24 protein-coding genes are annotated in these 26,461 nt (G+C 62.9%); 3 read left to right on the top strand and 21 right to left on the bottom strand.

Annotated features, from left to right (window positions below):
- Window positions 1–258 precede the first annotated feature (258 nt).
- A complete protein-coding gene (locus H6F58_RS07920; protein WP_195181529.1) occupies window positions 259–2,091 on the top strand; it encodes a DUF222 domain-containing protein in 1,833 nt (610 codons plus the stop codon).
- 92 nt (window positions 2,092–2,183) lie between these two features.
- Here H6F58_RS07920 and glpK read toward each other — a convergent pair whose 3' ends face one another.
- Genes glpK through H6F58_RS07935 form a run of 3 tightly spaced genes read right to left on the bottom strand, consistent with a single transcriptional unit; the run spans window position 2,184 to window position 6,189 of the window.
- A complete protein-coding gene (gene glpK / locus H6F58_RS07925; protein ID WP_060701646.1) occupies window positions 2,184–3,704 on the bottom strand; it encodes a glycerol kinase GlpK in 1,521 nt (506 codons plus the stop codon).
- 17 nt (window positions 3,705–3,721) lie between these two features.
- The gene (locus tag H6F58_RS07930; protein WP_060701647.1) at window positions 3,722–4,450 is read right to left on the bottom strand and encodes an MIP/aquaporin family protein; all 729 of its coding nucleotides are present in this window, start codon (window positions 4,448–4,450) and stop codon (window positions 3,722–3,724) included.
- A 59-nt stretch (window positions 4,451–4,509) separates the two neighbouring features.
- A complete protein-coding gene (locus H6F58_RS07935; RefSeq protein WP_195181530.1) occupies window positions 4,510–6,189 on the bottom strand; it encodes a glycerol-3-phosphate dehydrogenase/oxidase in 1,680 nt (559 codons plus the stop codon).
- A 105-nt stretch (window positions 6,190–6,294) separates the two neighbouring features.
- Between H6F58_RS07935 and H6F58_RS07940 the strand changes: the two genes are divergently transcribed.
- Both H6F58_RS07940 and H6F58_RS07945 read left to right on the top strand, forming a co-directional pair.
- The gene (locus H6F58_RS07940; protein WP_146275164.1) at window positions 6,295–7,302 is read left to right on the top strand and encodes a sugar-binding domain-containing protein; all 1,008 of its coding nucleotides are present in this window, start codon (window positions 6,295–6,297) and stop codon (window positions 7,300–7,302) included.
- A 10-nt stretch (window positions 7,303–7,312) separates the two neighbouring features.
- Window positions 7,313–8,194 (top strand): alpha/beta hydrolase, encoded by an 882-nt coding sequence (locus H6F58_RS07945; protein WP_195181531.1) that lies wholly within the window; start codon window positions 7,313–7,315, stop codon window positions 8,192–8,194.
- Here H6F58_RS07945 and H6F58_RS07950 read toward each other — a convergent pair.
- The 18 genes from H6F58_RS07950 to aroB all read right to left on the bottom strand — a co-directional run bounded on the left by H6F58_RS07950 (window position 8,191) and on the right by aroB (window position 26,414).
- Entirely contained in the window at window positions 8,191–10,152 is a 1,962-nt protein-coding gene (locus tag H6F58_RS07950; protein WP_195181532.1) for a primosomal protein PriA, read from the bottom strand. The two genes, H6F58_RS07945 and H6F58_RS07950, sit on opposite strands and share 4 nt — an antisense overlap.
- A 10-nt stretch (window positions 10,153–10,162) precedes the next feature.
- The gene (gene metK, locus H6F58_RS07955) at window positions 10,163–11,368 is read right to left on the bottom strand and encodes a methionine adenosyltransferase (RefSeq protein WP_060701651.1); all 1,206 of its coding nucleotides are present in this window, start codon (window positions 11,366–11,368) and stop codon (window positions 10,163–10,165) included.
- Window positions 11,369–11,445: 77 nt separating this feature from the next.
- A complete protein-coding gene (coaBC, locus tag H6F58_RS07960; RefSeq protein WP_060701652.1) occupies window positions 11,446–12,672 on the bottom strand; it encodes a bifunctional phosphopantothenoylcysteine decarboxylase/phosphopantothenate--cysteine ligase CoaBC in 1,227 nt (408 codons plus the stop codon).
- Between the two features lie 143 nt (window positions 12,673–12,815).
- Window positions 12,816–13,076 carry a DNA-directed RNA polymerase subunit omega gene (gene rpoZ / locus H6F58_RS07965; RefSeq protein WP_146275167.1) on the bottom strand — a complete coding sequence of 87 codons (261 nt, stop codon included), beginning with the start codon at window positions 13,074–13,076 and terminating at the stop codon, window positions 12,816–12,818.
- A gap of 8 nt (window positions 13,077–13,084) precedes the next feature.
- Window positions 13,085–13,651, bottom strand: a complete 567-nt coding sequence (gmk, locus tag H6F58_RS07970) for a guanylate kinase (RefSeq protein WP_060701654.1) — start codon at window positions 13,649–13,651, stop codon at window positions 13,085–13,087.
- Between the two features lie 3 nt (window positions 13,652–13,654).
- Window positions 13,655–13,990 (bottom strand): integration host factor, actinobacterial type, encoded by a 336-nt coding sequence (gene mihF / locus H6F58_RS07975; RefSeq protein WP_013349055.1) that lies wholly within the window; start codon window positions 13,988–13,990, stop codon window positions 13,655–13,657.
- Window positions 13,991–14,135: 145 nt separating this feature from the next.
- Window positions 14,136–14,978, bottom strand: coding sequence for an orotidine-5'-phosphate decarboxylase (pyrF, locus tag H6F58_RS07980; RefSeq protein WP_146275168.1), 843 nt, complete (start codon window positions 14,976–14,978; stop codon window positions 14,136–14,138).
- Window positions 14,971–18,249 carry a carbamoyl-phosphate synthase large subunit gene (gene carB / locus H6F58_RS07985; protein ID WP_195181533.1) on the bottom strand — a complete coding sequence of 1,093 codons (3,279 nt, stop codon included), beginning with the start codon at window positions 18,247–18,249 and terminating at the stop codon, window positions 14,971–14,973. The genes pyrF and carB overlap by 8 nt, the downstream gene beginning before the upstream one ends.
- Entirely contained in the window at window positions 18,249–19,418 is a 1,170-nt protein-coding gene (gene carA / locus H6F58_RS07990) for a glutamine-hydrolyzing carbamoyl-phosphate synthase small subunit (RefSeq protein WP_146275170.1), read from the bottom strand. The genes carB and carA overlap by 1 nt, the downstream gene beginning before the upstream one ends.
- Window positions 19,419–19,925 carry a hypothetical protein gene (locus H6F58_RS07995; protein WP_060701658.1) on the bottom strand — a complete coding sequence of 169 codons (507 nt, stop codon included), beginning with the start codon at window positions 19,923–19,925 and terminating at the stop codon, window positions 19,419–19,421.
- The gene (locus H6F58_RS08000) at window positions 19,918–21,222 is read right to left on the bottom strand and encodes a dihydroorotase (protein WP_060701659.1); all 1,305 of its coding nucleotides are present in this window, start codon (window positions 21,220–21,222) and stop codon (window positions 19,918–19,920) included. Before H6F58_RS08000 ends, H6F58_RS07995 begins: the two co-directional genes overlap by 8 nt.
- An 11-nt stretch (window positions 21,223–21,233) precedes the next feature.
- Entirely contained in the window at window positions 21,234–22,196 is a 963-nt protein-coding gene (locus tag H6F58_RS08005; RefSeq protein WP_060701660.1) for an aspartate carbamoyltransferase catalytic subunit, read from the bottom strand.
- Window positions 22,193–22,762, bottom strand: a complete 570-nt coding sequence (pyrR, locus tag H6F58_RS08010) for a bifunctional pyr operon transcriptional regulator/uracil phosphoribosyltransferase PyrR (RefSeq protein WP_060701661.1) — start codon at window positions 22,760–22,762, stop codon at window positions 22,193–22,195. The genes H6F58_RS08005 and pyrR overlap by 4 nt, the downstream gene beginning before the upstream one ends.
- 264 nt (window positions 22,763–23,026) lie before the next feature.
- A complete protein-coding gene (locus H6F58_RS08015) occupies window positions 23,027–23,587 on the bottom strand; it encodes a DUF664 domain-containing protein (RefSeq protein ID WP_195181534.1) in 561 nt (186 codons plus the stop codon).
- A 121-nt stretch (window positions 23,588–23,708) separates the two neighbouring features.
- Window positions 23,709–24,119: a transcription antitermination factor NusB gene (nusB, locus tag H6F58_RS08020; protein ID WP_060701662.1), complete on the bottom strand. Its 411-nt coding sequence runs from the start codon at window positions 24,117–24,119 to the stop codon at window positions 23,709–23,711.
- Window positions 24,119–24,679 (bottom strand): elongation factor P, encoded by a 561-nt coding sequence (gene efp, locus H6F58_RS08025; RefSeq protein WP_060701663.1) that lies wholly within the window; start codon window positions 24,677–24,679, stop codon window positions 24,119–24,121. The genes nusB and efp overlap by 1 nt, the downstream gene beginning before the upstream one ends.
- A gap of 110 nt (window positions 24,680–24,789) precedes the next feature.
- On the bottom strand, window positions 24,790–25,320 hold the full coding sequence (locus tag H6F58_RS08030; protein WP_060701664.1) for a hypothetical protein: 531 nt from the start codon (window positions 25,318–25,320) through the stop codon (window positions 24,790–24,792).
- Between the two features lie 2 nt (window positions 25,321–25,322).
- Entirely contained in the window at window positions 25,323–26,414 is a 1,092-nt protein-coding gene (gene aroB / locus H6F58_RS08035) for a 3-dehydroquinate synthase (RefSeq protein ID WP_171918636.1), read from the bottom strand.
- Window positions 26,415–26,461 lie beyond the last annotated feature (47 nt).

Consider the following 26,461-nt stretch of genomic DNA (forward strand, 5'->3'; position numbering starts at 1 on the left):
TTTTGGTTCCAGACACAACAAAAGCCCCCAAATTTCCACTCGGGGGTACGGCCATCGGCCGTGCTTAAACTAGGTTGCGCTTCGGATGCATATCGCGATTCTATCGCACATCGCCTAGTGGCGCGCATCGGTGAAGAGCCAGATTCGACACAGCGGCATTCCCGGCTTCGCTTGCGCCAAAGCCGCGTGCCGGAAAGTTCTCCACAATCCGCCCCAGTGTTCGATCAGCGCGTGGCCCAGCACGGGATGCTCGTGCACATGAAGACCACCGCCCTCTTGGCCGCCATGCGCGAGATGTGCCAGGGTCCCTGGAAACTGGGGTCCCAGCTCACCTCCGCCATGCTGCTCGAGCTGGGCACCATGTGCCTGTCCATCCTGACGGCGATCGGGCGGCTCGTCCACCAAAGCAAGGACCCCCGCCTGGTGCTGCTGAACCTCCAGCTCATCGAACAGGTCGAGCAGCTGGCGCATTTCCAGAAAATCGCGCTGGCCTTTGATGCCGAACTGACCGCCGCCCACGCATTGAGCCTGTCCACGCTGGACACGCTGCGAAAGCTGCCCGGGCGGCCGCAGGCGGAACTGGACGCCTGCCTTGCGCAACCGCCTCAGCTGGCCAGCGGCCGGACCTGCTACAACAATGCGGAAGAACTCATCGCCGCCTGGCTGGGCATCAGCTTTTTTGAGGCGCAGCGCCGCATCGACGATGCCCATTTGCTCATCGGCCGGCGGACTTCCAGCGGGGAAGAATGCGCACCGCGCTTTGAGCACCTGGCCGAGCTCTTTGCCCAGGGCAGCGTCGATCGGCGCAGGATCGCGCAGATTTCGCGCCAGCTGGAGAAGCTGGAACCCGGGGATACGACCTTCGACGGGGTGCCGGCTCCATTGCGCGCCCGCGGAACCGATGGCCAGCTGCTCGAGGAGAGCGCCGCGCAAGCACTGGCTGAGCTTGGCCCCAATGCAGCCCGCAAGCAGATCGGAGCCCAGATCAACCAGTACAGGGAAACCCACGGAATGATCATCCCGCCCAAGCTCGGTTTCTTCATCGGCAAGGTGATTGGCGGCGTGCACACTTTCCACCTGCGCACCGACGCTTCACAAGCCGAGGTGCTCCATTCCATGGCCGCGCAGTCGGGCAATCCGCGCACCAAGGCGGGCAAGGCAGCGCGCAAGCCGGCAAATTCCAGATCGGCATCTTCCGATGCGGATCAGCCTTCGCAGGAAAATGACACTGCCGCCGACCAGGAGCAAAACCGTCCCGCGCCGCCAACACCAGACTGGCTGATCAGCGAGCAGCCGATGCCTGATTGGGCCCGCAGCGAAACGGCTGGAGACAACGGAACGCCTGCCGAGCGCGAAACCGCCGCCGAAGATGTTGCTGGAACCCCCAATGACACGCAATCCCAGGCGGGGCCCGCCGATCACGAGGCACCAGACGCCGCAGGGCGCCGGCTCAACGCCCTCATGGCGATTCTTGCTGCCAGCGCTACCCCGGGCAAGCATAAGAACATTGTCCCGAAGGTGCTGGTGTACATGTGGCTCAGCGACTTGCAGAATCTGGCCGAGGCACATGGGGTAAGCGCCCATGGAGTTGATATTCCGCCCGGCGAACTTCGACGGCTGCTGGCCCACGCGGGAATCATCCCGCTGGTGCTGGGATCAAACAGCCAGCCCCTGGACATGGGACGATCACAGCGTTTCCACAAAGGAGCGATCAGAACGGCCATCATGGCCCGGGATCGAGGATGCATTGTGCCCGACTGCACTACCCCGCCCGAGAACACCGAGGTCGACCACTATGACGTGCCGTGGTCCGAGGGCGGCGAAACCAGCGTCTGGTCGGGAGCCGGGCTGTGCACGACCGGTCATCATCAGCGGCATGCGGACCAGCTCAAGGTGGTCGACGTCGATGGCCTGCCGCATGTGATCCTGCCCGAACACCTCGATCCGGAACAGAAACCCCGGCGCAACACCTACTGGGGAGCGCTCCAAGCTGGGGATTGCCCTGACCGAACCCAGCCCGCAGAATCTGCCGGTCCCACGCCCCCGGCCACGGACGGCAACGCCGGACCGGATCCCGATGGGTCCCCGTAGCCGCATGCGCTAATTGGCTGGACGCAATGAGGCCCGAACCTTGGCAGGTTCGGGCGTCATTTCGTGCTCAATTTACGTGCAAGAGCAAGCGATTAGGCCTTGGTGTCCTCGTCGACCCAATCGAAGGTGCGGGTCACGGCCTTCTTCCACAGACGCAGGTTGCGCTCGCGCGCTTGTTCATCCATGGTTGGCTCCCAGCGCTTGTCCTCGGACCAGTTGGCTTCCAACTCGCCCAAATCCTTCCAGAAGCCCACAGCCAATCCGGCAGCATAGGCCGCACCCAAGGCAGTGGTTTCGGTAACCTTCGGGCGAACCACGGGTACGCCCAAGATGTCGGCCTGGAACTGCATCAGTGCCTCGTTGGCAACCATGCCGCCATCGACCTTGAGCTCGGTCAGTGGAACTTCGGCGTCCGCGTTCACAGCATCCAGGACCTCGCGTGTCTGGAACGCGGTGGCCTCCAATGCGGCACGGGCAATGTGGTTCTTGTTGGCAAATCGCGTCAGGCCGACAATGGCACCACGGGCATCCGAACGCCAGTACGGAGCAAACAATCCGGAGAATGCCGGCACCACGTACACGCCGCCATTGTCTTCCACCTTGGCTGCCAGCTCTTCGATTTCCGGCGCGGAGGAGATCATGCCGATGTTATCGCGCAACCACTGGACCAGGGATCCGGCTACGGCAATCGAACCTTCCAGTGCGTACACCGGCTTGGCATCGCCGAGCTTATAGGCCATGGTGGTCAGAAGGCCATTGGTCGAGTTCACGATCTCGGTGCCGGTGTTGAAGATCAGGAAGCAGCCGGTGCCGTAGGTGTTCTTCGCGGTACCAGCGGTGAACGCTGCCTGCCCGAAGGTGGCAGCCTGCTGGTCGCCGAGGATGCCGGCTACCGGCACTTCGCGGAGCAACTGCTTTGTGTGCACGGTGCCGTAAACCTCGGATGAGGAACGGATTTCAGGCATCATCGAAAGTGGAACACCGAAATCGGCGAGAATCTTCTCATCCCACTGCAGGGTCTTCAGGTCCATGAACAGGGTGCGCGAAGCGTTGGTCACGTCGGTAACGTGCACACCGCCATCGGTGCCGCCGGTCAGGTTCCACAAAACCCAGCTGTCGGTGGTTCCGAAGAGCAGGTCGCCGGCTTCTGCACGGGCGCGAGCGCCTTCCACGTTGTCCAGGATCCATTTGATCTTGGTGCCCGCGAAATAGGTGGCCAGTGGCAGGCCCACAGTTTCCTTGTAGCGGTCGACGCCGCCGTCAGCTGCCAGCTCGTCGACGATGTCCTGGGTGCGGGTGTCCTGCCAGACAATGGCGTTGTAGACCGCTTCGCCAGTGGTCTTGTCCCAAACGACGGTGGTTTCGCGCTGGTTGGTAATGCCAACGACCTCGATGTCGTGACGGGTCAGATTGGCTTTGGACAGTGCCTGGCCGATCACTTCGCGCACGTTGTTCCAGATTTCGGCTGGGTCGTGCTCTACCCAGCCGGCGGCCGGGAAGATCTGTTCGTGTTCAAGTTGGCCGACCGAGTGCACATCGCCCGCGTGGTTGAAGACAATCGCACGGGAGCTGGTTGTGCCCTGGTCAATGGCGATCACAAATTTTTCACTCATGATTTACTGCTCTCTTTCTAGAACATTAGAGCGGCGGCAAGTCCGCCAAGGATACCGCCGGTAGCTGGCCCAGCCAAAGGAACCCACGAGTAGGCCCAGTCAGAGGAGCCCTTGCCCTTGATCGGCAAAATGGCATGGGCAACACGAGGACCAAGGTCACGGAACGGGTTGATAGCGTAACCGGTTGCACCACCGAGGGACAGGCCAATGGCGACAACCAACAAGGCTACCGCTAGTGGGCCAAGCTCATGAGGAGTATGTCCGAGACCAGCGATCACAAACACCAGGACGAAAGTACCGAAGATCTCGGTGACCAGGTTCCAGCCGTAAGAGCGGATAGCTGGCCCGGTGGAGAAGACACCGAGCTGGGTGCCCGCGTTCTGCGGATCATCCAGATGCTTCTTGTACGACAACCAGGTGCCCACGGCACCAAGGAAGGCGCCAATGAACTGGGCCAGGAAGTACAGCAAGGTATTAGCTAGCGTCTTGGCAACTCCTGGAGCGTATTCTGTAACATCCGGATTTACCAGCAGGCCGAGGGTGACAGCCGGGTTCAGGTGGGCTCCGGAAATACCGGCAATCCAGACGCCGCAGTAAACGCCAAGGCCCCAGCCGAAGCTGATGGCGACCCAGCCCGCGGCACTGCCGAGGGTTCCCTTCAGGGCAACGTTCGCGCAGACGCCGCCACCCATCAACAGGAGTATGAAAGTGCCGACAAGCTCGGCGAGAAACACGTGAGTGGACATCTTTGACCTCTTAGTGATTTCGACTGCCGGCGGCTATTTGCCGCCGGCCACGTGGCAGATTAGCGGAGGATCACTCCGTGGCTATCTGCGAGGACCGAAAGCGAATGGTCGATTTCGGTTTGCAGCTGGGACTGGTCCCAACCCATTGGGTCAGCTAGGCAGTTGGCTACCTCGATGACCAAATTCTTTGTCACCAAGCCGCGGAAGGCCAGGTTGGTGCGGCGGATGAAAACGTCGATCAAGCGGCCGACCTGCTCATTGTTCGCCATGTAGGTGATCTCCTGGCACGAGAGCTCGTCGGTGTGCTCCAGCATCTGCTCTTTGCCACCGAGCCGCTCCAGGACGTGGTCGGCCCGGGTGCCGTAGCGCTCAAGCAATACCCGCAGGCGGTCACGCGAGGCCTTGGATTCGCGGGCCGCGTACCAGGCGGCCAGTGCGCCTTCATTGGCAGGGAAGTTCTTGCCGCCGCCGATGGGCACGCCAGCAGTCGACTGCACCTGGCGCTCGCCCAGGAATGACAGGGCTTGGCCGCCCAAATTCTCGCTCAGCGCGCGGAAGGTCGTCCACTTTCCGCCGATCAGCGAAAGCATGGTGGTCTTGTCGGTCAGGCGCGTTTCCTTGACCTGGTAGTCGCGCGATACAAAGCCCGGCGCGGTGTCGTCGTGATTTGGCAGCGGGCGCACGCCGGAGAACTTGTAGACGATCTGGTCTTCGGTGGCCTTGACGCCCGGGAACACATGGTGGATCAGGTCGAAGAAGTACTGGACTTCTTCGTCGGTGCATACCGCTGGTTCGTTCATGTCGTGTTCGAGGTCGGTGGTGCCGACCAGCACTCGCCCGAGCATCGGGTAGATCAAGACAATGCGGCCGTCTTCGTGTTCGAAGAAGATTTCGCGGCCGCCGGTGGCTTCGAGCAGTTCCGGGTGATCGAGCACGATGTGCGATCCCTTGGTGCCGCCGGTCCATTTGGTCTCGCGGCCCAATTCCTTATTGGTCAAATCAACCCATGCGCCGGTCGCGTTGATGATCACTTCGGCGTCAAAGTCGAATTCGTCGCCGGTCAGGACATCGCGCAGCTTGGCGGTGCCGCCGTCAACGCCGGCGAGTTCAACGTAATTGGTGGCTCGGGCCTGATCGTTGGCGTTCAGGCCTTCGCGCAGCACATCCAGGGTGAGGCGTTCGGGGTTGTGCACCGATGCGTCGAAGTAGGTTGCGGTGTACTTCACATCGTCGCGCAATTCGGGCAGGTCCTTGCGGGCCGCCTTGCCCGACTTGAAGCTGTGCCACGGGGTGTTGCGGCCGCCGATGCCGGCGAACACGTCGTACATGATCAGGCCGGCTTTGATCAGTGCCGCGCCACGCTCGGTCGGCTTTCCCGATTTATGGGTGAGGAAGCGCGTCGGTGCGCTGAGGATTCCGGAGAACGTGGAGAAGATCGGGATGGTGGTTTGCAGCGGCTTCACGTAATGCGGCGCGATTTCCAGCAGGGAATTGCGTTCCTGCACGGATTCGTGCACCAGGCGGAATTCGCCATTCTCCAGGTAGCGGATGCCGCCATGGATCATGTGCGAACTGGCGCCGGAGGCACCTTGGCTGTAGTCGCCGCGTTCAATCAGCGCGACGTCGATTCCCTGCATGGACAGGTAGCGGAAAGTCGCTACGCCGTTGATGCCGCCGCCAACTACCAGTACCCGCGCTTGCGGGCGTTCACGCAGTTTGGATAGCTGTTCCCGAATCACGATGTGTGCCCCTTTGTAACAATTGAATGAGTCTGAGGCTAGTCTTGTGAGTGAACGGCAAATCGGTCAAACAAAATGCACAAACGTGCAGAAATGGTCAGATTGATGAAGAAAATTCCCTCCGGGGGAACCTACAAGCGTGGCGTGGCTGGCACATCTGTGCACACCACGCCCAAGGCCAAGGACGCATTGCGGGCAGCCCAGCTGTACTACCTGCAGGACATGAAGATGGAAGTGATAGCCAAGGAGCTGGGGACTTCGCGTTCCACGGTCTCCCGCCTGCTCACTCATGCCAAGCGCACCGGCATGGTTTCGATCAGCATCACCCCCAGCGCCAACATGTCTGCCCTGCTGGGAAACCAGCTCTCCGAGCACTACGGGGTGACTTTCAACGTGGTGCCCACCGACGGGTCCATGCCAGATTCCGAATTGCTCGCTCGCGTCTCGGCGCACGCGGCCTATTTGCTCGGCGATCTCGTCTCATCCTCGATGACCGTTGGCGTCGCGTGGGGATCCACCATGCAAGCGGTATCCACGGCATTGACTTCCCATCCGACCCATGACACGAAAATTGTGCAGCTCAATGGCGCTGCCAATCCGGTCAGCAGCGGGGTCAGCTACGCCAGCGACATCCTCACCCGCTTTGGCCATGCCTTCACCGCGCGCACCGAGCAGTTCCCGGTGCCCGCATTTTTTGACCGCGCGTCCACCCGTGAAGCCATGTGGCAGGAAACGTCGATCAGGCGTGTGCTTGAAGTGCAGCAAGAGATGAACCTGGCAGTCTTCTCGCTGGGTTCAGCTGGTTCGGCGGTCATTTCCCAGGTGTACCGCGGCGGGTATCTGACCAAGAGTGAGACCCAGGAGCTGCGGGAGATGGGAGTGGTGGGCGATGTGGCTACCGTGTTCTTCGACAAGGACGGGAACAGCTCCAACATCTCCCTCAACGCCCGCTCGACCGGGCCGGCGCTGGATTCCTTGCTCCGGGTGCCCACCCGCTTCTGCGTGGTTGCCGGGCGCGGGAAGCTTGAAGCGGTGCGTGCGGCGTTGAAGGGCGGGCTGATCACCGACCTCGTCATCGACGAGGGCACGGCCCTGGCGCTTTTGGACGGGTAGGATTTTAGCCATGCTGCAAAGAGAACAACTCGTGTCCACGCATCGCCTCCACGGCGCCGAACTGCGCGTCTTCACGACGGTGGCGCAAGAACCTGCACGCGGCGTGATTTTTGCGGTCCATGGTTTCCGCGGCGACCACCACGGCTTGGCCCGGATCGTGGACCACCTGGAAAACTACACGGTGATCGTTCCCGATCTGCCGGGTTTTGGCGCCTCGACGTCCATGGCTTCCATGGAGCACGACGTCGACGGGTACGCCCAGCTGCTCGACGCGCTGGCGGATGAGCTGAAGTTGGATGCCAGCATCCACCTGCTCGGCCATTCATTCGGTTCGATCGTCGCCGCGAAATTGGCGACGGTCCGGCCCTTTGCATCGCTGCTGCTGCTCAACCCGATCTCCGAGCCCGCGCTGGATTCCTCGCAAGCGCTGCTGGCCAAAATCACCAGCGCCTACTACGCGGCCTGCGCCAAGCTTCCGGCGAGCATCGCCGAGCCGCTGCTTCGCTCCAGCCTTTTCAGCGATGCGATGAGCTTTGTGATGACCAAGAGCAAGGATCCGCAGATCCGCCGCTATGTGCGCGAGCAGCATCGGTGGTACTTCGGCGGTTTCCATTCGCGCAGCACCCTGGCCCAGGCCTACCGGGCCTCCATCAGCTCCACGGTCGGCCACTACTCCCCCGGGATCACATTGCCGACGCTGATGATCGGCGGCATGCAGGACGAGCTTGGCACCCCGCAAACCCAGGAGGCGCTGCGCCAGAGCTTCGCCCGCGCGCAACTGGTCATGCTCGAACAGGTCGGGCACTTGATCCACTACGAAAAGGCTCCGGAAACCGCCCGCGAAATAGATGCCTTCTTGCGGTCGTTGCGCAGCCTGCCCAGCGGCAGCTAAAGTACGCTGTCCGGGTCGATCGCGATATTCACCAGCGGATCCTTGGCCGCTGACATGCTTGATCTCAGGTGGCGCAGGGCGGTGGTGACCTCGTGGCCGTCGGCGTAGGAGAAGAACAGCACGTAGCGATGCTCAATCGGCGGGCCGTCGGTAACCGTCGGGCCATGGATATGCACGCGGGCGCGCGTGGGAACATCCAGCGCGGCGATCAGGCGCTGGGCTCCCGGCCCGCTGATCACCGCACTGCGCACGGCCGGCGGCAGCCCGACTTCACGGCGCTCAGCCAGCTCGCGTTCGGCGAAGCTCGACGGGTCGTAGCGCACCAGGCTCGCACCGGCCGGGCTCGGATTGCCGGTAAGGACAACCACCCCGTCGCTGTTGGCCATGGAGGCCGCGGTAAACCACCGGGCGAGGACTTCTTCGGCGTTGCGCAGCGAGTCATGGGCGAGCATTTTGTCGGCGTCGAGCAGCAGCACCGCGCTGTAGCCGCCTTCAGCTATCGGTTCGACTCCCGGGGTGGCCACGATGAGCGCCGGTTTTCCGGGAACTTTTTCCACTGGCTTTGCTCCGGTGGAGGAAATAACAGCCACCTTCGGAAAGGCCAGGCCCAGTTCTTCGGCCGTGCGCTCGGCTCCGATGCTGGCAGCCCGGATCCTCGGCGAGCCGCAATTCTGGCAGCGGTAGTCATGGAACTGCTCGCCGCACCAGCGGCAAGCCACATGCGACTGCTTGCCGGCAATATGCAAAGGGCCCTGGCAGATGGTGCAACGAGCCAGCATGCGGCAATCCTGGCAGGATACCGCCGGCACAAATCCGGTCCGTGCCACCTGCACCAATACCGGGCCGGATTCCAATGCCTTCGTCGCTTCACGCCATGCCACGGACGGAATGCGGGCGCGAGCCAGCATCGGATCGCGCTCCAGCTCGAAGTCATTGGTGGTGGCGACGACCCGGGCGGTGTGCGCACGCAGCAAGCCACGTGGCAATTTCAGCTCGATGGCCCACTCGGTGGCAACCAGGCGTTGCGCTTCGACCGATCGCGATGGCGCGGCGATCAGCAGCGAAATATCTGCCTGCGCACTGCGCAGCAGGGCCACTTCCCTGCTGTGCTGATAGGGAGCACGCTGTTCGCGATGCGATTGATCGCCGTCCTGCCAGACGATCATCAGTTCCAGATCCGGTACGTGGCACAGGGCCGCAGAACGGGTGCCGATCACGATCTGGACCTTGCCGCCAATAGCGCGAAGGTAATTGCGGTATCTTGGCGTGGGCCCGTCATCGGCTTGCAAACGCGCATAGGATTCGGCCCCGTACTCTTCGTCCAGGTAGCCGCCGAGGATTTTCAGATCCCGGGCATCGGGGACGATCAGCAGGACGCGCTTGCCGCGCTCGAGTACCGGCCGGCAGGCATCCAAGAGGAACTTGGGCCAGAATCCGTCCACATTGGGCGCCCAGGTAGCGACGGCACGAAGCGTTTTGCCGGTAGCCCAGGCTTCCAGCGCCTGGGGGCCGTGCTCATAGAGTTCAAGCTGATTTGGCCCCTGGGGCAAAACAGGCGCTGTTGTTGGAAGTTCTTCTCTTTCGACCTTCGCGGCCCTGGCGGGCACGGCCGAGCGCACTACGTCCCACAGCGTCCCGGCATATCGCGCGGCAATGTCGCTTGCCGCGGCGACGACCTCCGGGTAGAGCGCTACCTGGTCGCTGACGATCTTGGCCAGCGGCCGCAATTTCATCGGGGTGGCATGGTCCTGGAGGATCTCGACGATGAATCCCGCCAATTGTTGCGGGCCAAAAGGAACCTTCACCCTGATCCCGGGCACCGCCTGCTGTTCCATCGAAGCCGGAACCTCGTAGTCGAACAACCGGTCCAGGTGCGGGACGGAAGAATCAATCAGCACCCGGGCAACCCGCTTGATGCGGGCCGGCTCGGGTGCTGCGATGAGGGCATCTTGCTGCACTCGGCAGTTCCTAGGCGTTGAACCAGTTGCGCAATGCGTCGACTCGGTCCAGCTTCTCCCAGGTGAAGTCGTTGTCCTCGCGGCCGAAGTGGCCGTGGGCAGCGGTCTTGCGGTAGATCGGGCGTTTCAAGTCGAGGTCTTCGATGATGCCCAGCGGGCGCAGATCGAAGACTTCGTTGATGGCCTTGGTGATCTTGGCCGGATCCACGGTTTCGGTGCCGAAGGTCTCCACGTAGAGTCCAACAGGGTGTGCCACGCCGATCGCGTAGGCAACCTGGACTTCTGCACGACGCGCCAGGCCGGCAGCGACGACGTTTTTCGCTACCCAGCGCATGGCGTAGGCGGCCGAACGGTCCACCTTCGATGGATCCTTGCCGGAGAACGCGCCGCCGCCGTGGCGTGCGAATCCGCCGTAGGTATCCACGATGATCTTGCGGCCGGTCAGGCCGGCGTCGCCCACCGGACCGCCGATGATGAAGGGACCCGAAGGGTTCAAGATGATCTTGGTGTTCGACACGTCCAATCCGGAGCGTTCCAGGATGGGGGTGACGACCTCTTCGTGCAGGTCGGCCTTCAAGGTGGCCAATTCGTATTCCGAAGCGTGCTGGCTGGACACCACTACGGTGTCCACGGAGACCGGCTGGTCGCCGTCGTAGCCGATGGTGACCTGGGTCTTGCCGTCCGGGCGCAGCAGCGGCATACGGCCGTTCTTGCGCACCTGGGTCAGTCGCTCGGAAAGGCGGTGGGCCAAGAAGATCGGGGTCGGCATCAGCGACTCGGTCTCATCCGAGGCATAGCCGAACATCAGCCCCTGGTCTCCCGCGCCCTGCAGGTCGCGAGGATCCTTGGCGGTGCCCTCGCGCGATTCCAGCGAGTTGAACACGCCGTCGTGGATTTCCTGGGACTGCTGGCCGATGGACACCGACACGCCGCAGCGTGCCCCGTCGAAGCCGTTCGCGGAGGAATCGTAGCCGATGTCCAGGATGGTCTTGCGTACGATCTCTGGGATCTCCACGTAGCCATTGGTGGTCACCTCTCCTGCCACATGCACCAGGCCGGTGGTGGTCAGGGTCTCGACGGCGACCTTGGAGTCCGGATCCTGCGCCAGCATGGCATCGAGGATCGCGTCCGAAATTTGATCGCAAATCTTGTCCGGGTGTCCCTCGGTTACGGATTCCGAGGTGAAGAGACGAAGTTCAGGGGTTGTTGAAGTCACCTTTTTACTCTATCTGGTCTGGTGGACCGTTAAGCAGTTGTTGCGACGATACGTGACTAAGCGCCCTATGGCGCAGCTCACGAGATGTCGCCTGCATGTCCTTTTATTGCATGGGAAATCTGTTCGATGACAACGCGGGCCACATCCAATTTGCTTCCGGCCGCTTGCACCGCTTCGCTGCCGTCGGCAAAGAGCACCTGAATGGCGTTGGTTTCCTGGCCGAAGGTCAGCGTCGTGCCGACCTCGTTGACGACCAGCATCTCGCAGCCCTTGCGCCGCAGTTTCGCCCGGCCGTAGTCCAGCACCGTTCCCTGGTCATCTCCGGTCTCCGCGGCGAAGCCAACGATGAAGGGCGGCAGCTGCGCCTTGGTGCCGCGTTCCTGGACTATTTCTGCCAGGATGTCGGGGTTGCGCACCAGCTCGATCACCGGGGCTGAATGATCGTCGCGCTTTTTGATTTTCGAGTTTTCGATCGTCGCTGGCCGGAAGTCTGCAACCGCGGCATTCATGATGAGCACGTCCTTGCCCGGGGCGTGTTCGAAGACCGCCTCGCGCAGTTCAAGCGCGCTCGATGCGTGTATGAGGTTCACCCCATGCGGTGGCGGTACTTCCAGGTGCGTGGCGATCAGCGTGACCTCGGCCCCTGCCGCTCGTGCTGCTTCGGCCAGGGCAACACCCTGCCGGCCTGACGAGCGATTGCCCAGGAACCGCACCGGGTCCAGCGGTTCACGTGTGCCGCCAGCTGTAATCAGCACCGAGGTGCCGGCCAGGATCGGCTCGGAGAGCAAGTCCTGGATGGACGCGAAGATCTCTTCGGGCTCCGGCAATCGGCCGGGTCCGGAATCCTTTCCGGTCAGCCGCCCTGATGCCGGCTCAATGACGCGCACTCCTCGTTCCCGCAAGGTGGCCACATTGTTGCGGGTTGCCGCGTGTTGCCACATTTCGGTGTGCATGGCCGGAGCCATGACGACCGGTGCGCGGGTTGCCAGCAAGGTGCCGGTCAGCAGATCATCGGCGATCCCCGCCGAGGCCTTGGCCATGATGTCGGCCGTTGCCGGGACAACGAGCACCAAGTCGGCTAATTGGCCCAGGCGCACATGATTCACGTTTTCGACCGCCTCGAAAACACTTGCGGTGACGGGGTTGCCCGATAGCGCCTCCCACGTGGCAATTCCCACAAAGTTTTCTACATTGCTGGTTGGGATCACGTCGACGTGGTGCCCGGCTTCACGCAGCAAGCGCAACAGGAGAACAGACTTGTAGGCGGCAATTCCTGCCGAGACGCCTAGGACGATTCGCTTCACGAAGTACTTCCTCGAAGTTTTCTGTGCGTTGAGAACTCAACAATAACTATCGGCCCTGCCATAACCGGCAGGCCGGGGTTGAGATCTTGATTAAAGGTGCTTAACGAAAAAGAAGGCGCCCGATCAGGGCGCCGACTTTTCGATTAGTCCTCGATGACCTCGGCCGGAGTAACCTTCAACAGGCTCTCGTCCAGCTCGCGCAAGGCGATGGTCAGTGGCTTTTCGTTCAGCTTGGTTTCAACCAGCGGGCCTACGTATTCGAAAAGGCCTTCGTTGAGCTGGGCGTAGTACGCGTTGATCTGGCGTGCGCGCTTAGCCGAATTGAGCACGATGGCGTACTTCGAGTCGTTGGTCTCAAGCAACGAGTCGATCGATGGGTTAATGATTCCCTCTGGGTTGGACACAGGACTCCCTATTTGTCGTTCTTTAGCCCCATGAGGGCTACAAGCTCTTCGGCGGCACGTGCAACATCGTCATTAACGATGGTCACGTCGAATTCTGATTCCGCCGCAAGTTCTAGTTTAGCGGTTTCTAGGCGGCGCTGCTGCTCCTCGGGCGATTCAGTGCCGCGCCCAACAAGCCGGCGCACCAATTCTTCCCACGATGGTGGTGCCAAAAAGACGAATTTTGCTTCCGGCATCGATTCCTTGACCTGGCGGGCACCTTGCAGGTCAATCTCCAGCAGTACTTTTTTGCCTTCTGCTACTGCATCCTCGACCGTCGAGCGGATCGTGCCGTAGCTGTTCTGGCCGTGGACGACAGCCCACTCCAGCATCTGGCCTTCCTCGACTAGCTCATGGAAACGTTCCGGGCCCACAAAGAAGTAGTGGACTCCGTCCTGTTCCCCTGGTCGTGCGTTTCGGGTCGTCGCCGACACCGAGAGCCAGACATCTGGATAATTATCACGGATATAGGTGGAGACGGTGCCCTTACCTACTGCCGTGGGGCCGGCTAGAACAGTTACCGACGCAGCGGTCATTGACTACACTTTCGTTTTTGGCGGGCTTTGCTTGAAGTGCTCGGTGATTGCGGTGCGCTGTTTGCGGCCCAATCCGCGCAGGCGGCGTGATGGTGAAATGCCAAGGCGCTCCAGCAAGTTAGCCGCGCGTACTTCGCCTACGCCCGGCACCGATTCCAGAAGGTCCATGACACGCATGCGTCCCACGGCTTCATCTTCGTATACCAAGTCTAGTACCTCGGTGATGGAAATTTTGCCGGCGCTGAACTCCGCCTTGATTTCCGCACGACGTGTGCGAGCAGCAAGGGCTTTGGCGCGGGCCCGGATACGATCTTCGTCAGAGAGTTCTCGCAGTACCATCGTTCAGCCATCCTTAATGTGTAATTGACTAAGGCTATGTTGAGAAACATAGCTTTCAAACGCTGCTTTTGCAAGACTAAACGCGTTGTGGCTACTAGAAACTCTAGTAGCCACAACGCGTTTCTGTCACTAAGCGGAATTTTCGCTAGCCGGCGGCGATCAATTCATCGCGAACCCTCAGCGCTTTCTCACGAAGCGCCACTACATTCGGCCCCTCTTTCAAGACATCGCGGCTGCTCGTGCCGAGCACCTGCGAGTAGCTCGAGGCGAATGACGTGGCGATATCAATGGCTGTGGCACCCTGCGCACCCAGACCAGGTGTCAGCAGCGGCGCCTTGCTCGCCTTCAAGTCGATTCCCAGCTTCTCAGGCGCGTCGCCGATCGTTGCTCCGACGACAAGCCCAACGTGGCCTAAATCTTCTGCAGCAGAATTTTCTGCGGTGACTTGGTCGATAATAGATTTAGCAACCGAGTTTTCACCGCCGACGTGCTGCACGGATGGCCCTTCCGGGTTGGAAGTCAGCCCGAGTACGAACACGCCCCTGCCAGTGGCGGCAGCCAGATCCAGCGCCGGCCGCAAGGACTCGAAGCCCAAATATGGGCTGAGAGTCACAGCGTCCGAAGCCAGCGGAGAGCGGTCATCAAGCCACGCGGTCGCATAGGCGGCCATGGTCGAACCGATATCTCCGCGCTTCGCATCGGCCAAGGTCAGCAGGCCAGCGGACTTGGCAGCAGCCAAGGTTTCTTCCAGCACCGCAAATCCGGCCGAGCCAAAGCGCTCATACAGGGCAACCTGCGGCTTGAGAATTGCCGCGGCGCCAACCATTGCCTCGACGACGGTCAGTGAGAAAGATCGCACGCCTTCGGCCGTGTCGTCCAGCCCCCAGGCTTCCAGCAACGCGGGGTGCGGGTCGATCCCCACACACAGCGGGCCGGAAGCCTGCATGGCCGAACGCAGCCGTTCGCCAAATGGGATCGGGCTAGGCATTGCGAGCTGCTGTCAGGTTGGCTTCGTGCTCCTGCAGGCTGGTGACATCCCATGCGTATTCACGCAGGGCGTCGATCGCCTGGACCGAGGCGCCGAACTCGGCAACCGTGGTGATCACCGGGGTGCCCACCGAGGTGGCGGCCGCGCGGATTTCGTAGCCGTCACCGCGGGCATCGGAACCCGACGGGGTGTTCAGGATCAGGCCGATTTCGCCGGCGTTGATCAGATCGACGATCGAGTCCCCGCCTTCGTGCAGCTTGCCCACAACCTTGGTCGGGATGCCGTTGCGGCGCAGCACCTCTGCGGTGCCGCCGGTGGAGATGATCTCGAAGCCGTTGTCCGACAGGTGCTTGACCGGAAGCACGATCGAGCGCTTGTCGCGGTTGGTGACCGAAACGAAGACCTTGCCGGAGGTTGGCAGCGGGTTGTTCGCCGCGGCCTGCGACTTGGCGAAGGCGGTGTCGAAGTACTTGTCGATACCCATCACTTCGCCGGTGGAGCGCATCTCTGGGCCGAGCAGCGAGTCGACGACCTTGCCTTCGGGAGTGCGGAAGCGGGCGAATGGCATGACCGCTTCCTTGACTGCGATCGGTGCCGAGTCCGGCAGGTGCGCGCCATCGCCGGAGGCCGGCAGGTAGCTGCCGCGCAGTTCGGCCAGGGTCTTGCCCACGCCAATCAGGGCGGCAATCTTGGACAGCTGCACCCCGGTGGCCTTGGAGGTGAACGGCACGGTGCGCGAGGCGCGGGGGTTTGCCTCGATCACGTACAGGATGTCCGATGCCAGCGCGAACTGGATGTTGATCAGGCCGCGCACTCCCACGCCTTCGGCAATGGCCAAGGTCGCAGCCTTCACGCGGTCGCGCACATCAGGGCCCAGGGTGATCGGAGGCAGGGTGCACGCCGAGTCCCCGGAGTGCACGCCGGCTTCCTCGATGTGCTCCATGATGCCGCCAACGTACAGGTCGGTGCCGTCGTACAGGGCGTCGACGTCGATCTCGATGGCGTCTTCCAGGAAGCGGTCAACGAGGACCGGGTGGTCCACGGTGATCTCGGTGGCGTTGGCGATGTAGCGCTCGAGGTTGGCCTCGTCGTACACAATCTCCATGCCGCGCCCGCCCAGCACGTAGGAAGGGCGGACCAGTACCGGGTAGCCGATGGAGTCGGCGATTGCCTTGGCATCGGCGAAGGAGACGGCGGTGCCGTTCTTCGGGGCGATCAGCCCGGCGTTATCCAGCACGCGCTGGAAGGCGCCACGGTGTTCTGCCAAGTCGATGGCTTCCGGCGAGGTGCCCAGGATCGGCACGCCGGCGGCCTTCAATTCGGCGGCAAGCTTCAGCGGGGTCTGGCCGCCGAGCTGAACGAACACGCCGAGCACTCCGCCGGTCTGCTCTTCGGCGTGGATGACCTCGAGGACATCTTCCAGGGTCAGCGGCTCGAAGTAGAGGCGATCGGAGATGTCGTAGTCGGTGGAGACGGTTTCCGGGTTGCAGTTGACCATGACGGTCTCGTAGCCCTCGGCACGCAGCGCCATCACCGCGTGGACGCAGGAGTAGTCGAACTCGATGCCCTGGCCGATGCGGTTCGGGCCCGAACCGAGGATGATGACCGACTTCTTCTCGTGGGTGGCCAGTTCGGTCTCTTCGTCGTACGAGGAGTACATGTACGGGGTGAAGGCCTCGAACTCGGCGGCGCAGGTGTCCACGGTCTTGTAGACCGGGCGCACGCCCAGCGCGTGGCGGATGCCGCGAATCACGGCCTCGGACTTGCCGGTGAGCTGGGCGAGCTGCGCATCGGAGAAGCCGTGGTGCTTGGCTTCGCGCAATACCTCGACCGGCAGGTCCTTGTTCGCCGCCACCAGCTGCGCGGTCTCGTTGATCAGGGCCAGCTGGTCCAGGTACCAGGTGTCGATCGAGGTGGCTTCGTAGAGGCGCTCGATCGAGACACCCGAGTAGAGCAGGCGCTGGACCAGCGAAAGGCGCTCGGTGGAGCCCTTCACGATTGAGGCCAGCACTGCTTCGTGCTCGGATTCGTCGATGGTCTCGAAGCTCAGCTCCGAGCCCTTCTGCTCCAGGGAGCGCAGGGCCTTCTGCAGGGCTTCGGTGAAGTTGCGGCCCAGGGCCATGGCCTCGCCGACCGACTTCATGGTGGTGGTCAGGGTCTTGTCCGCTGCCGGGAACTTCTCGAAGGCGAAGCGCGGGACCTTCACGACCACGTAGTCCAGGGCCGGCTCGAAGGAGGCCGGGGTCTTCTGGGTGATGTCGTTCGGGATCTCGTCCAGGGTGTAGCCCACGGCCAGCTTGGTGGCGATCTTGGCGATCGCGAAGCCGGTGGCCTTGGAAGCCAGCGCGGAGGAGCGCGAAACGCGCGGGTTCATCTCGATGACCACCACGCGGCCGGTGTCCGGCTCGATGGCGAACTGGATGTTGCAGCCACCGGTGTCCACGCCGACCTCGCGGATCACGGCGATGGAGATGTCGCGCAGCTTCTGGTATTCGCGGTCGGTCAGGGTCATGGCCGGGGCCACGGTGATCGAGTCGCCGGTGTGCACGCCGACCGGATCGAAGTTCTCGATGGAGCAGACGACCACGACGTTGTCGTTCTTGTCGCGCATCATCTCCAGCTCGTACTCCTTCCAGCCCAGGATCGACTCCTCAAGGAGCACCTCGGTGGTGGGCGAGTACTGCAGGCCGGCACCGGCGATGCGGCGCAGGTCCTCGGCGTTGTAGGCCATGCCCGAACCCAGGCCGCCCATGGTGAACGACGGGCGCACCACGACCGGGTACTTCAGCTCCTCGACGGCGGCGAAGGCCTCGTCCAGGGTGTGCACGATCACGGACTTGGCCGATTCGGCGCCGCAGCGCTCGACGACGCCCTTGAACTTCTCGCGGTCCTCGCCCAGCTCGATGGCTTCGATGTTCGCGCCGATCAGCTCGACGTTGTACTTTTCCAGGGCGCCGGACTTGTCCAGCGCGATGGCGGTGTTCAGCGCGGTCTGGCCGCCCAGGGTCGGCAGGATCGCATCCGGGCGCTCCTTGGCGATGATCTTCTCAACGACCTCCGGGGTGATCGGCTCCACGTAGGTGGCGTCGGCGAATTCCGGGTCGGTCATGATCGTCGCCGGGTTGGAGTTCACCAGGACAACGCGCAGGCCCTCTTCCTTGAGCACGCGCAGTGCCTGGGTGCCGGAGTAGTCGAATTCAGCGGCCTGTCCGATGACGATCGGGCCCGAACCGATGACGAGAACTGATTTCAGATCGGTGCGCTTAGGCATTACTTGCTGTCCTTTTCTGCGGCGGAATCCAACGCGGTGATGAAGCGGTCAAAGAGGTAGGCGGCATCGTGGGGGCCAGATGCCGCTTCTGGGTGGTACTGCACGGAGAAGGCCGGGATGTCCAGGCAGTTCAGGCCTTCGACCACGCGGTCGTTGAGCGAGAAGTGCGAAACCTCCACCTTGCCGAAGCGCTCGACCGGTGCGGTCAGTTCGCCCTCGATCGGGGCGTCCACGGCGAAACCGTGGTTCTGGCTGGTGATTTCCACCCGGCCGGTGGCCTTGTCCATCACCGGCTGGTTGATCCCGCGGTGGCCGAAGCGCAGCTTGTAGGTCTCAAAGCCCAGGGCGCGGCCGAGCATCTGGTTGCCGAAGCAGATGCCGAAGTACGGCAGGCCGGCGTCGAGCACCGAGCGGACCAGTTCCACCTGCTTGGTGGCGGTGGCAGGATCGCCCGGGCCGTTGGAGAAGAACACGCCGTTCGCGCCGGTGGCTTTGATATCCTCCAGGGTCGCATCGTGCGGCAAGACGTGCACGCGCAGGCCGCGTTCGGCCAGGCGGTGCGGGGTCATCGACTTCATGCCCAGGTCGATCGCGGCCACGGTGTGCTTGGCAGCGCCCTCGTAGCCGTGGTCGGCCGGCTCGACGATGTAGGCGGAATCCACCGAAACTTCGGCGGAGATGTTCCGGCCGGCCATCGATGGCTGGGCCTTGACGATCTCGATCAGCTCGGCATCGGACTTCGCGGCGGCCTCGCCGGAGAACACGCCGGACTTCATGGCGCCGGCTTCGCGCAGGTGGCGGGTCAGGGCGCGGGTGTCCACGCCGCGGATGCCCACGATGCCGTATTCCTTCAGATCCTCATCCAAGGTGCGCTCGCTGCGCCAGTTGCTCGGACGGCGGGCGGCGTCGCGCACCACGTAGCCGGCGGCCCACATCCGGGTGGACTCCGGGTCTTGCGAGTTCACGCCGGTGTTGCCCACGTGCGGGAAGGTCTGCACGATGATCTGGTGCGCGTAGGAAGGGTCAGTCAGGGTTTCCTGGTAGCCGGTCATGCCGGTGGTGAAGACTGCTTCACCCAGGGTAGTGCCCACGGCGCCATAGCTGCGCCCGCGGAAGATGCGGCCATCTTCGAGTACCAACACGGCTGGTAGGTTGCTCAGGGAATTCACTTATTTGTCTCCTGCTCGGCTTACGTCGCCATGCGACGCCAGCAACTGATAAATCTTGGGGGTGTCCTCGGAGAACCGGGGACGGAATCCGGTGTCGAAATTGAAGCCTTCACGATTCCAGCTGATCACGATCAGCCCGTTCTTCTCGACAAATTTGCCGATCATCCCGTTCGATCGCCTGACCGCATCGAAGTGCTCCCATGGAATGTGCACATCGCGGCTGCCCGGCCTGACCAGATGCACACCGCTCGCCCCGAGTTCCAAGGTGGCGTTGGTGCGCACTCCCAGATCGTGCACGGCAATGCGATCGAGCCAGTCGTCGAACTTCGTGGTGGCCACGTACATTCCGCTGAAGCTGTGTTCGATCGAATCCTCGAAGGCCTCAAAGGGCTCGGGGATCTGCGCCTGGCGGGCCTTGAGGTTCCGCCAGCCGATCAGGATCAGCGAGATTCCGGCGATGATAACCAGAATCGTGATGATGACCGGGCCGAGTGCTCCCTCAGGCATGGGCCGCCCTTGGGGTTGCCAGCTGGCCATCGAGCACCGTGGGGTGGCCGTGGAAGAAGGTCGCGCGCACCGCTCCAGGAAGCTGCATGCCGGCGAACGGCGAATTGCGGCCCTTGGTGGCCATGGCCGAGGGATCCACCGTCCAGCGGGCGGCCGGGTCCACGAGGGCCAGGTTGGCTGGCTCCCCCACGGCGATCGGGCGGCCCTGGTCGGAAACGCGGCCGATCTGCGCCGGAACTTCGGAGGTGATGCGGGCGACGTCGGCCCAGTCCAGCAGCCCGGTGTCCACCAGCGTGTGCTGGACGATGGACAGGGCGGTTTCCAGTCCGGTCATGCCCATGGCGGCAGCCCCCCATTCGCAGTCCTTGGACTCGGAAGGGTGCGGTGCGTGGTCGGTGCCGATCACGTCGATGGTGCCATCGGCGACGCCGGCGCGCAGGGCCTGAACATCGGCTTCGCGGCGCAGCGGCGGGTTGACCTTGTAGACCGGGTCGAAGGTGCGCACCAGCTCATCGGTGAGCAGCAGGTGGTGCGGGGTGACCTCGGCGGTGACGTTGATTCCGCGCGCCTTGGCCCAGCGGATGATTTCCACCGAACCGGCGGTGGAGACGTGGCACACGTGCAGGCGGGCGCCGACGTGCTCGGCCAGCAGCACGTCGCGGGCGATGATCGACTCCTCGGCGACCGCTGGCCAGCCCGGCATGCCCAGGATCGAGGAGACTTCGCCCTCGTTCATCTGGGCGCCTTCGGTCAGCCGCGGCTCCTGGGCGTGCTGGGCGATGACCCCGTCGAAGGCCTTCACGTATTCCAGGGCGCGGCGCATCAGCAGCGGGTCCCAGACGCAGATGCCGTCATCGGAGAACATCTTGACCTGGGCGCGCGAGTCGGCCATGGCGCCGATTTCGCTCAGCTGCTTGCCGGCCAGGCCCACGGTGACCGCGCCGACCGGGCGGACATCCACCCATCCGGCCTTGCGGCCCAGCTCGTAGACCTGCTCGACCACGCCGGCGGTATCGGCCACCGGGGTGGAGTTGGCCATGGCGTGCACCGCGGTGTAGCCGCCCTTGGCCGCAGCCTGGGAACCGGTTTCCACGGTTTCGGCATCTTCGCGGCCCGGTTCGCGCAAGTGGGTGTGGGTATCAACGAGCCCTGGCAGCAGCACGAGATTCTTCGCGTCAACCACCTGGACGTCGCCGCTGGCTTCGATGGAGCCGATCTGGGCGATCTTCCCGTCGACGATCAGCACGTCCTGGGCTTCGCCGCCGAGGATGGCGGCCTGTTGGATCAAGTAGTTCATGGGTTCTTCTTTCAGATCAGGTCGCCGGAGAGGAGCATGTAGAGGCTGGCCATGCGCACGGCCACGCCATTGGTGACCTGGTCGAGCACGGTGGAACGCGGTGAATCCGCGGCGGCCGAGGAGATTTCCAGGCCCCGGTTCATCGGGCCCGGGTGCATGATCAGCGTTTCGGCGCCGCTGGAGTCCAGCTGGCCCAGGCGCGCATCATCCAGTCCCCAATAGCGCGAGTACTCGCGGGGGTTCGGGAAGTAGGCGGCGTTCATGCGCTCGCCCTGGACGCGCAGCATCATCAGCGCATCAACGCCCGACGCGATCACTGCGTCCAGGTCGTAGCTGATGGTGCAGGGCCAGGAGTGCGCACCCACCGGCAGCAGGGTTGGCGGGGCCACCATGGTGACCTCGGCGCCCAGGGTGTTCAGCAGCCACAGGTTGGAGCGGGCCACGCGGGAATGCAGAATATCCCCGACGATCGCGACCTTCAGCCCATCCAGGCCCTGCCCTGCTGGGCTGGTGCCATTGCGCAAGGCCACCTGGCGGCGCAGGGTGAATGCGTCCAGCAGCGCCTGGGTGGGGTGTTCGTGGGTGCCATCGCCAGCGTTGACGATCGGCAGGCCGATCCAATCGGTGGCAGCCAGGCGGGCCGGGGCCCCCGAGTCCGGGTGGCGGATGACTACCGCGTCGGCGCCGATGGCCAGCAGGGTCTGCGCGGTGTCCTTCAGCGATTCGCCCTTGGAGACGCTCGATCCCTTCGCGGAGAAGTTGATGACGTCAGCGCTCAGGCGCTTGGCGGCAGCCTCGAAGGAAATGCGGGTTCGGGTGGAGTCCTCGAAGAAGAGGTTCACCACGGTGCGTCCGCGCAGCGCCGGCAGCTTCTTGATGGCCCGGGTTCCGGATTCGCGCATTTCCTCGGCGATATCCAGGATGGAGATGGCTTCTTCGCGGGTCAAATCCGCGGTGGATAGCAGGTGCTTCACGCTACGCCCTCGATCATCACTTCGTTGGTTCCGTCGATTTCGGCCAGGTGCACACGCACCTTTTCGCTCTTGGCGGTGGGCAGGTTCTTGCCCACATGGTCGGCGCGGATGGGCAGTTCGCGGTGGCCGCGGTCCACGAGCACGGCGAGGCGGACGATGCGCGGACGGCCCCAGTCGGCGAGGGCATCCAGTGCGGCGCGAATGGTGCGGCCGGAGTAGAGCACGTCGTCAACCAGCACCACGACTTTTCCGTCGATCCCGCCGGCAGGAAGCCGGGTCGGCGACGGGGTGCGCGTGGTGGAGTGGCGGAGGTCATCGCGGTACATGGTGATGTCGAGCTGGCCGACAAGAGCTGCCGGGTCGAGATCGCCGGGCGCGGAAGCGGCGATGCGCTGCGCCAAGCGCTGGGCCAGCGGGAAACCGCGGCTGGGAATGCCCAGGAGCACAAGGTCGTCTGTGCCCTTATTGGCTTCGATGATCTCGAAAGCCACGCGAGTGAGTACACGATCGATATCGTCGCCGGTAAGCACCGTGCGCGATACATCTGGCACTGAATTTTCATTCATGCTGTGCACCTCTCCCTTCTCCGCCTCACAGGACGGGATTTAAAGGAATATTGCTACCTCAAATTATCACGAGCCGGCAGCGATTCCCTAGCGGAAAGCTATGCATGACACTGGATGATCGGTGAGATGCGCCACCTGGTGCCGAGCTGGCCGTGGGCGCACCGGCGATTTACCGCAGATCGGCGCACGGATCGGGCTTCTGGGCCAGCTGCTGTTGGCTTTGGCACATCCGCTGGGCAGCTGTTCGATGGTAGGGCCGGCGCGCTATTGCCCCACGCGCCCGTCAATGCATTCGCGCAGCAAATCCGCGTGGCCGCAATGCCGGGCATATTCTTCGATCCGGTGCACCTGCAGTTCGCGCACGATCACCTCTTCCCTGCCAACACGCTGCCCGAGGTCCGCGAAGTTCGCCAGCGCCCGGTCCGTGGCGTGCTGCTCCTCATGGAGAATCCGCAGTGCCTGGGCAAGGCATTCGGGCTCGGGCCTCACCCCGTCGAAATCCGCACCGTGCCCGCCGTAGATCGGTGCAATCCTCTCGCCGTCGCCGATCCAATTGCGCCAGTCGCGTTCGACTTCTCCCAGATGGCGCAGGAGTCCGAGCAGGGACATGGTCGAGGGAGGCACAGAGCGCCGGGCCAGCTGCTCGGGCGCCAGGCCTTCGCATTTGAGCTCCAGGGTGAGCCGGTAATCCCGAAGGTATCTGGCGTAGGTTTCCTGCTCCCCTGCCGGATCCGGCTCGTTTGCATCCCTGGGATCCTGATCGGGGTCCAGCCACATGTCGGGGAGCTGGACCGATTCGCTCCATCGCTCAGGTACGTGGTTCATCCCGCCATTCTTGCCGGGCGGATCGAGCATGGCAAGAGGGCGTTCCAGGGCGCAAAAAAGCCTGGGCCGGAAAACCCCGCGAAGGGAGTTCCGGCCCAGGCAATTGGACTGGGAAAAGAAACTAGTCGACCAGGGTGTCCTTGACGCTCTGGATCCGGCCCAGTACGCCATTGACGAATTCCGGGGACTCGTCGGTGGAGAGCTCGCGAACATTAACCACGGCTTCCGCCACGGCTACTGCATCGGGCACATCATCGTTGTAGAGCAATTCCCAGACGCCGATGCGCAGGGCAGCGCGGTCAACGGCCGGCATGCGCTCGATGGTCCAGTCCTTGACGTAGCTTTCCAGCACTTCGTCGATGCGGTCCAGATGGGCCATGACGCCTTCGACGATCGTCAACGAGTACTCATTGAGCACGATGTCCGAGTTTTCCCGGCGCGAGATGGCAACACCCATGGGGTCGACATCGCGGGCTTCAGCCTCAAACAGGAATTCGAGGGCTCGGCGACGGGCTTTGGCGCGGGCTCTCACTAGTTGACACGACCCAGGTAGTCGCCGGTGCGGGTGTCAACCTTGACCTTGGTGTTCTGCTCGACGAACAGCGGAACCTGGATTTCCTTGCCGGTTTCCAGGGTTGCTGGCTTGGTGCCGGCCGAGGAGCGGTCGCCCTGCAGGCCAGGCTCGGTGTAGGTGATTTCCAGAACGACTGAAGCTGGCAGTTCCAGGTACAGCGGGCTGCCATCGTGCATGGCGATGGTCAGTTCCTGGTTTTCCAGCATGTAGCCAGCGGTCTCGCCCACGGTTTCGCCCGGGACGGTGATCTGGTCATAGTCTTCCAGGTTCATGAAGACGTAGTCGTCGCCATCCTGGTAGAGGTACTGGTAATCGCGGCGGTCAACAGTTGCGGTTTCGATCTTGGTTCCGGCGTTGTAGGTCTTGTCGACCACCTTGCCGCTCATCACGTTGCGCATCTTGGTGCGGACGAAGGCGCCGCCCTTGCCTGGCTTGACGTGCTGGAAGTCGATGATGGTCCAGAGCTGGCCCTCGATCTTCAGAACCACGCCATTTTTAATGTCAGTTGTATCCGCCACGTTTCCTCAATCCTCTATTGACACCAGCATGCACTGGCATTATCAAAAATCCATCTACAAGTTTACCCTACTCGGCCTCGGGCCGTTAGGGTTGCGCGCGGTGGCGCTCGTTACTGCGCGGCCCGCTCTTCGGCGATATTCAGGCAGATGCTCGATGCGTTGACCAGGTAGGCGTCATCGCCCAGCTCGATGCGCAGGTCCATCGCCTTGCGGAAACGCGTCGCCGCGGCCTTGAAATCGCCCTTCGCGAAGAAGGAAAGACCCAGGTGGTGGTGCATCAGCGGTTCGTAATCGGTGCCCGCGAACTCTTCGGAGAGCTTGCGCAGCCGATTGATCGCGCGATCAAAGTCGCCCTGCATGCGGGTCAGCTCGGTATCCAGCACGCGCAGGTGCGCGTTGGTTGGATCGATCAGCCGGGATTCGGCGATCAGTTCGCCGGCGTCGGCAAGATCGCCGCGAGCCAACAGGATCATTACCTGGTCGGTAGGGGAACCAACCTGCATCTGGTGCTGCGCGGCCTGTTCGTCGGCGACGTAGGGCTTGAGGGTTACCGGGTCGATCAGGACGCCGTTGACCGAAGTCCCGACACCTTCCCGGTTTACCGATGCGACATCAATGGCGTATGCGGTGTGGTCACCCATTTTCACTCCCCGATTTCCTGGTAGGCCGCGAACAGCAGCGAGTTATCCGGCACTTCGTAGATGCGCGGCTTGCCGATCTCTTCGAGCACGACGAAGCGCAGCTGGTTGCCGCGCGCCTTCTTGTCCCGCTTCATGCCATCGAGCAATGCTGCCCAGCGGTCGTTGCGGTAGCTGGTTGGCAGTCCCAGCGAGGTCAAGATGCTCACATGGCGATCGGCGATCGCATCGGAGGTGTAGCCAACGGAGCGGCCCAGCTCGGCAGCGAAGCACAGGCCGATGGACACCGCGGCGCCGTGGCGCATTTGGTAGCGCTCGGCCAGCTCGATGGCATGGGCCAGGGTGTGGCCGTAGTTCAAGAATTCGCGATCGCCCGATTCCTTCAGGTCGCGGGAGACCACGTCGACCTTCACGGCGATGGTGCGTTCGATCAGCTCGCGCAGGCGGGCGCTGGCCGGGTTGATGGCGTCGTGCGGATCTTCTTCGATCAGTTCCAGAATGCGCTCATCGGCGATGAATCCGGTCTTGACGATCTCGGCCATGCCGGTGACCAGTTCGTTCTTCGGCAACGTGGCCAGGGCGTCGAGGTCCGCGAGCACGGCGGCAGGAGGGTGGAATGCGCCCACCAGGTTCTTGCCTTCGGCGGTATTGATGCCGGTCTTGCCGCCTACCGCGGCGTCGACCATGGCCAGCAGGGAGGTTGGAATGTGAATGACCTTGACCCCGCGCAGCCAGGTGGCTGCCACAAAACCGGCCAGGTCGGTGACGGCGCCGCCGCCAACGGAGATGACCGCGTCGCTGCGGGTGAAATCATTCTTGCCCAGAACTTCCCAGCAGAAGGAAGCCACCTGGATGTGCTTGCCTTCTTCGGCATCCGGGATCTCGGCGGTCAGTGCTTCCAGGCCGGCATTGGCCAGTTCATCACGAACCACGTCGCCGGTGGAGCGCAGCGCGCGAGGGTGGATCACCAAAACCTTCTTGACCGAAGGTCCGAGCAGTTCGGGCAGGTGCCCCAACAATCCGTTGCCAACCAGTACTGGGTACGATTCGGCGGCCGTGTTTCCCGAGACCTTTAAAGTGGTCGGTGCTAATGGCATCAGTCTTGTTCCTCCTGATGGTGCTGATTTGTCTAGCGTACGCGTGG

Origin of the sequence: Glutamicibacter sp. FBE19 (assembly GCF_015524875.1) — a bacterium.
Lineage (GTDB): Bacteria > Actinomycetota > Actinomycetes > Actinomycetales > Micrococcaceae > Glutamicibacter > Glutamicibacter halophytocola.